Below are 4,582 nucleotides of genomic sequence, written 5' to 3' on the forward strand. Positions count from 1 at the left end.
GTTTTGTATTCGTGACCATCAACATTGATAGTAACTTCATCACCAGCTTTAACACCACCACCCACAGAGCCATGCAGTGCTATGGTTTCTTTGGCTTCTTTCTCATTGATTACATTATCAGCAGTTACGTTATCAATCGTGATAGATGCATCTAAGGTCTTAACACTGTAGTCATGTTCTGCGGTTGCGAAAGCACTATTACCTGCGTCATCTGATGTAAAAACTTCCGCTGTAATATGATCTTTAGGTGCATTAGCAAGCACTGAGCCATCAACATCAACACTCCAGCCTAACTTACCATCTTGCTCAACCGCTTCCGTTCTATATTTATGACCATCGATTGTGATGATCACTTGATCTCCAGCTTTAACGCCACCGCCCACTGAACCATGTAGTGCAATGGTTTCTTTAGCTTCTTTCTCATTAATTACGTTATCAGCAGTTACGTTATCAATCGTAATTGACGCGCTTAAGCTTTTCACGCTGTAATCATGCTCAGCTGTTGCTGTCTCACTATTACCAGCACTATCTGTTGCCGTTACTTGGGCTGTAATGTGATCTTTTGACACATTCGCAAGTACTGAACCTTCAACATCAACGGTCCAGCCTAGTTTACCGTCTTGCTCAACCACTTTAGTTTTGTATTCATGGCCATCAACATTGATAGTAACTTCATCGCCCGCTTTAACGCCACCGCCCACTGAACCATGAAGAGGGATAACTTCCTTCGATTCTTCATCGTTGATCACGTTATCGCAGGTCACATCATCAATAGTGATGGATGCATCTAAGGTCTTAACACTGTAATCATGCACAGCATTTGCAGTCGCACTGTTACCGGCACTATCCGTTGCAGTTACTTGGGCTGTAATATGATCTTTTGACGCATTCGCAAGTACTGAACCTTCAACATCAACTGTCCAGCCTAGTTTGCCGTCTTGCTCAACGACTTTAGTTTTGTATTCATGGCCATCAACATTGATAGTAACTTCATCACCCACTTTAACATCACCACCAACAGCACCATGAAGTGCGATGGTTTCTTTTGCTTCTTTCTCATTGACCACGTTATCTGCTGTGACGTTATCAATCGTGATTGATGCATTGATCTCAGTATCTACTGTGTATGGCTTGTCGTTAGTGGCAGTGGCTTCGTGACCTGCACCATCGCTTGTAGTCACTGACGCATGTACATCGTGACCTTTATTGTTCACCAATGCGCTGCCATCAACATCTACGGTCCATGTTTTATCCGCTGTTACTGTGGTGGTGTAGTGCTTATCACCAATCGTCACGGTAACCGTATCACCCGGTTGTACGTCTTTACCTACAACACCTGTAACTGGCACTTTACTGCTTGTTGACTCGGCTTTATTAACAACATCATCGCCAGCAATGGAGGTGATCTGAATACCAGCCTCAATTTGTACTACGTAGTCTTCAACATCAGTTGCCGTTGCTTCGTGCGGAATACCGTAATCGGTAGTAACAGTCGCTGTCGCTTTATCTGCATGCAGGATGTCATCGCCAGTGACATTCACTGACCATGTTTTATCTGCAGTAACGGTAGTGTTGTACTCGTGACCATTGACTGTCACAACGACTTTATCACCGACTTGAACGTCATCACCTACCGTACCTGTGATAGGCAAGATTTTCTCATGACCTTCTGCTTGCGTGATGATGTTATCGCCCGTGATTGGGTTGATAGTGATGCTCGCTTTTACATCAATACTGTAATCATGTGTCGTATCAGCCGTTACGCTATTACCGGCAGTATCCGTCGCCGTGACGCTTGCTGCGACTTTATCTGTCCCTGCTTGTAATAGCGTTTTACCGTCAACGTCTAACGACCAAGTTAGCTTACCGTTATGATTTTCAACCGTGGCAGTGCCGAGTGTTTTACCATCAAGGGTCACTGTCACAATATCACCGGCTTTAACATCATCGCCCACTGTACCTGTGATGGTCTGTTTGCTATGCGATTCAGCCGCCGTCACCACATCATCTTGAGAGATCGAATCAATGGTGATTGATGCATTGATCTCGGTATCTACTGTGTATGGCTTGTCGTTAGTAGCAGTGGCTTCGTGACCTGCACCATCGCTTGTAGTCACTGACGCATGTACATCGTGACCTTTATTATTCACCAATGCGCTGCCATCAACATCTACGGTCCATGTTTTATCGGCTGTTACTGTGGTGGTGTAGTGCTTATCACCAATCGTCACGGTAACCGTATCACCCGGTTGTACGTCTTTACCTACAACACCTGTAACTGGCACTTTACTGCTTGTTGACTCGGCTTTATTAACAACATCATCGCCAGCAATGGAGGTGATCTGAATACCAGCCTCAATTTGTACTACGTAGTCTTCAACATCAGTTGCCGTTGCTTCGTGCGGAATACCGTAATCGGTAGTAACAGTCGCTGTCGCTTTATCTGCATGCAGGATGTCATCGCCAGTGACATTCACTGACCATGTTTTATCTGCAGTAACGGTAGTGTTGTACTCGTGACCATTGACTGTCACAACGACTTTATCACCGACTTGAACGTCATCACCTACCGTACCTGTGATAGGCAAGATTTTCTCATGACCTTCTGCTTGCGTGATGATGTTATCGCCCGTGATTGGGTTGATAGTGATGCTCGCTTTTACATCAATACTGTAATCATGTGTCGTATCAGCCGTTACGCTATTACCGGCAGTATCCGTCGCCGTGACGCTTGCTGCGACTTTATCTGTCCCTGCTTGTAATAGCGTTTTACCGTCAACGTCTAACGACCAAGTTAGCTTACCGTTATGATTTTCAACCGTGGCAGTGCCGAGTGTTTTACCATCAAGGGTCACTGTCACAATATCACCGGCTTTAACATCATCGCCCACTGTACCTGTGATGGTCTGTTTGCTATGCGATTCAGCCGCCGTCACCACATCATCTTGAGAGATCGAATCAATGGAGATTGATGCATTGATCTCAGTATCTACTGTGTACGGCTTGTCATCATTCGCTGTTGTACTATGACCTGCACCGTCATTTGCTGTAACAGAGGCATGCACATCGTGACCTTTATTGTTCACAAGAGCGCTGCCATCAACATCGACAGTCCACGTTTTATTTGGCGTTACTGTAGTGGTGTAAGTTTTATCACCAATCGTTACGGTGACTGTGTCACCCGGTTCTACATCCTTACCAACGGTACCCGTTACAGGTACTTTGCCTTCTGATTCAGTTTTATTAACAACGCCATCACCCGCAATAGAGGTGATCTTGATGCTTGCATCAATCTGAACATCATAATGCTCTGAAGTAGTTGCGGTTGCTTCGTGCGGAATACCGTAATCGGTAGTAACTGTCGCTGTCGCTTTATCAGCATGTAGGATGTCATCACCTGTGACATTCACTGACCATGTTTTATCTGCAGTGACGGTAGTGTTGTACTCGTGACCATTGACTGTCACAACGACTTTATCACCGGCTTGAACGTCATCACCTACCGTACCTGTAATAGGCAAGATTTTCTCATGACCTTCTGCTTGCGTGATGATGTTATCACCCGTGATTGGGTTAATAGTGATGCTCGCTTTAACATCAATACTGTAATCATGTGTCGTATCTGCAATAGCTGTGTTACCTACATCATCAGTCGTAGTTACACTTGCCGCGACTTTATCTGTCCCTGCTTGTAATAGCGTTTTACCGTCAACGTCTAACGACCAAGTTAGCTTACCGTTGTGATTTTCAACCGTGGCAGTACCTAATGTTTTACCATCAAGAGTCACTGTCACAATATCACCGGCTTTAACATCATCGCCCACTGTACCTGTGATGGTCTGTTTACTATGCGATTCAGCCGCTGTCACCACATCATCTTGAGAAATAGAATCAATCACGATCGATGCTTTAATACCCTTGTGGGCTTCTTGACCGCTATAGTCTTCAGGGTATTTCACTGAACTAGGTTGATATGCAGTATCAAAACCCGCTTTTGCCAGCATCTTGTCATTATCATAGTCGATAGTAACAACACCCCAATTAGACGAGCTTTCATTACCCGCGGCTGTTGGTTTATGTACTTTGGTTGGATCTGCACCGTCTACAATCGCATCATGAATTTTTTGGACATCACTATTAGATGCTGTTTTTTGCCCACTGATATTGTGACTATTTTCACTATCATGATTTGCACTGTGATTACGTGTAGAAAAGACATGTTCATAAGTGGTAGGTAAAGGAATATCTTGAACCAACTCGTACGATAACTCAGCAGGCGCTCCTGTTTTATCTATAGCAGAAATGCTTCCATTATCAGTAAGTACGATAATCGTTCCTGAATTAATATTCATACCAACATGAAGTGGAGCTAAACTTCCGTCGCCTTTGAGCATAAAGGCTTCACCACTTATATTTTGTAGAGTAATACTTTCTTTTAGATTTATAGCTTTCATTATATTTTTCTATCAAGGCAAGACTTTTTAATGACAGGAAAATAACATAAAAACACAACACGTCAATTTTTTGGCGTGAGCTCGTAAAAAGTGAACATTAGAGAGCGATAAATCGCAAACAATCATTA

At 43.8% G+C, this 4,582-nt stretch carries 1 protein-coding gene; it reads right to left on the reverse strand.

Features of this window, described 5'->3' with window-relative positions:
- Positions 1 to 4,454 (reverse strand): retention module-containing protein (locus E5A76_RS15220; RefSeq protein ID WP_161119425.1); only part of this gene is annotated, 4,454 nt, incomplete at its 3' end.
- Positions 4,455 to 4,582: the final 128 nt, after the last annotated feature.

Source organism: Photobacterium lucens, assembly GCF_009873615.1.
GTDB classification, from domain to species: Bacteria; Pseudomonadota; Gammaproteobacteria; order Enterobacterales; family Vibrionaceae; genus Photobacterium; species Photobacterium lucens.